Genomic DNA, 2,046 nt, shown 5'->3' with positions numbered 1-2,046 from the left:
ATTTGGCGAGCGGTATATTCCGATACTTCTAAATCAAGAGCGACCATAGCAGCAATCGCCGCACCGCGAGCTTGCCCGAGCTTCAACGCTGAGTCTGGGTTTTCGGCCATAAAAACTTGCTCGATAGCGGTATAAATCGGCTCGTCGCCATATTTTAAATGATGCTGGGTGATACGCGTTAAGCCATTAAAAATACGCTTTAGACGCTCAGGCATCTCTTTGGTATCTGTACGAATGGTGCCTGCGTCTATATACGTAAGTCTGTCGCCCGTTTGTTGGATAATGCCATAACCGGTCATGCGCGAACCCGGGTCAATCCCGATAATAATTGCCATAGTATTCCGTCTTACTTACATTTTATTTTATGGCTTAAAAATCAGCCTTAAGTTTGATAGTATAGCAATCAATCCCCATATACATCATATGTTAGCCATCTTAATTTGCATGGTGCTCAATTTATTGGTTTTTATTTTATAGGACGACGCTTTATGGGTCAGATAGTTGGTATTGCCATCGTTTGGTTTATTATCGAGATGCTACTGTGGTATTTGCTTGCGCAGTTTATGAGCGGTTGGTGGGTATTTATGTGGTTTATTATCGCCGCCGTTATCGGTATCTCTTTTATACGTAAAGGGATGGCAGCACTCAATCCAATGGCGCAGCAGATGAAAGCGGGCGGTATGATGAACCCTGCGATGCGTCCACAAGAATCAACTATGATTAAAAGTGTCGCTGTAGCAGCGGCGGGTCTTTTGCTGCTGATTCCGGGTGTGCTCAGTGATTTATTAGCCTTACTGGTGATATTGCCGCCAGTGCAAAAAAAGCTCAAAGACTTTGCTAATAATTACGTTATGAACAATCAGCAAAAAATGATGGAGATGATGGCAAAACAGATGGGTGGACAAAACCCGTTTGGTGGCGCAGGCGGCATGGGTGGTCAAAATCCATTTGGCGGCGCAGGTGGTATGAACAATCAAAATCCGTTTGGTCAACAGCAACAAAATCCGTTTGGTAATGTGTTTAAACAACATACTACTGTCGATGGGACGGCTAAAAACATCCCTAAAGATGTGAAAAAGATTACCAAATCGGCCAATGACGAATAATCGATTTATTATTAAATAGACATTTTTGCCAGCATAAAAAAAGCCCCTTTTATCATTAATGAAAGGGGCTTTTTCGTGGTTAAAAACTATTTTTATAAAAGATAATATTTATAAATAAAATAGCTAATAACTGAATAAAACAACCGAAGTGCCGCCGTAAGATGGTGACCCATGAACCGTGAAGTTCAGGGCGGATGCGTCACTGCCTCTGCAGGTTTCCTGAAACACCGCAAGCGGTGCAGGCATACACAATGAGGCAATAGGTACCACATCCTGGTAAAGCATTATCGGCTCAGGGAATAAACATCTACTAGCCAACACTTCAGAATATAATTATCTTAACCAATGACTTGAGTGATTGCAAGTACGATTTACAGATTGCTACGTAGGGTTAATGAGCAGCATGAATGATGTTGAGTGTTCACTGTATTTACCATGAAATGGCAGAACTTTTAAGGGCATAAATATGGCTTAAAAGGGCGATTTTTCAGCTATTTCGAGATATGTGTTAATATAGAGGACTGTAAACATCCTAAGATAGCATTCTAGGCGTTCATTCACTTGAGGAGCGGTAATCCATGATCCATAACCAGCAACAAGCAGAAATTATCGACGATAGTCAGGCTCAGCTCAATAATAAACAAGATAGCGAGCAAAATAAAAAAGTGCCCCATGTCTTAATGATATTAGATGGTTTTGGGCATCGTGAAGACGATAAGGATAATGCGATTGCTGCCGCCCATATGCCAAATTTGGATAAGATCTACCAACAATATCCGCATGGATTGATATCGGCTTCAGGAGAGGATGTCGGTCTGCCAGATGGTCAGTTTGGTAACTCAGAGGTTGGTCATATGAATTTGGGCGCCGGCCGCGTGCTTTATCAAGACTCCACTCGTATCTCAAATGAAGTCGCCAATCGTGAGTTCTATAAAAACGA

The 2,046-nt window shown here is 42.0% G+C and carries 2 protein-coding genes, 1 other RNA gene and 1 pseudogene; 2 read left to right on the top strand and 2 right to left on the bottom strand.

The window, feature by feature from the left end; translation table 11 throughout:
- Window positions 1-335 (bottom strand): crossover junction endodeoxyribonuclease RuvC (gene ruvC / locus V7D75_RS10590; RefSeq protein WP_333614533.1); only part of this gene is annotated, 335 nt, incomplete at its 3' end.
- Window positions 336-488: 153 nt separating this feature from the next.
- Here ruvC and V7D75_RS10585 point away from each other — a divergent pair.
- Window positions 489-1,106 carry an FxsA family protein gene (locus tag V7D75_RS10585; protein WP_144297726.1) on the top strand — a complete coding sequence of 206 codons (618 nt, stop codon included), beginning with the start codon at window positions 489-491 and terminating at the stop codon, window positions 1,104-1,106.
- A 136-nt stretch (window positions 1,107-1,242) separates the two neighbouring features.
- Here V7D75_RS10585 and ssrS read toward each other — a convergent pair.
- Window positions 1,243-1,438, bottom strand: a non-coding RNA gene (gene ssrS / locus V7D75_RS10580) — 6S RNA.
- A gap of 246 nt (window positions 1,439-1,684) precedes the next feature.
- On the opposite strand from ssrS, the pseudogene V7D75_RS10575 reads away from it, so the two are divergent.
- Window positions 1,685-2,046, top strand: a pseudogene (locus tag V7D75_RS10575) (2,3-bisphosphoglycerate-independent phosphoglycerate mutase); the annotation flags it as partial.

Origin of the sequence: Psychrobacter sp. (assembly GCF_036731945.1) — a bacterium.
Lineage (GTDB): Bacteria > Pseudomonadota > Gammaproteobacteria > Pseudomonadales > Moraxellaceae > Psychrobacter.
The sequence above is the reverse complement of the archived record's forward strand: the minus strand, read 5'-3'. Positions and strand labels throughout refer to the sequence as shown.

Coding starts and splice junctions, on each gene's coding strand:
- V7D75_RS10585 (WP_144297726.1), top strand. CDS start 489: ATGGGTCAGATAGTTGGTATTGCCATCGTTTGGTTTATTATCGAGATG.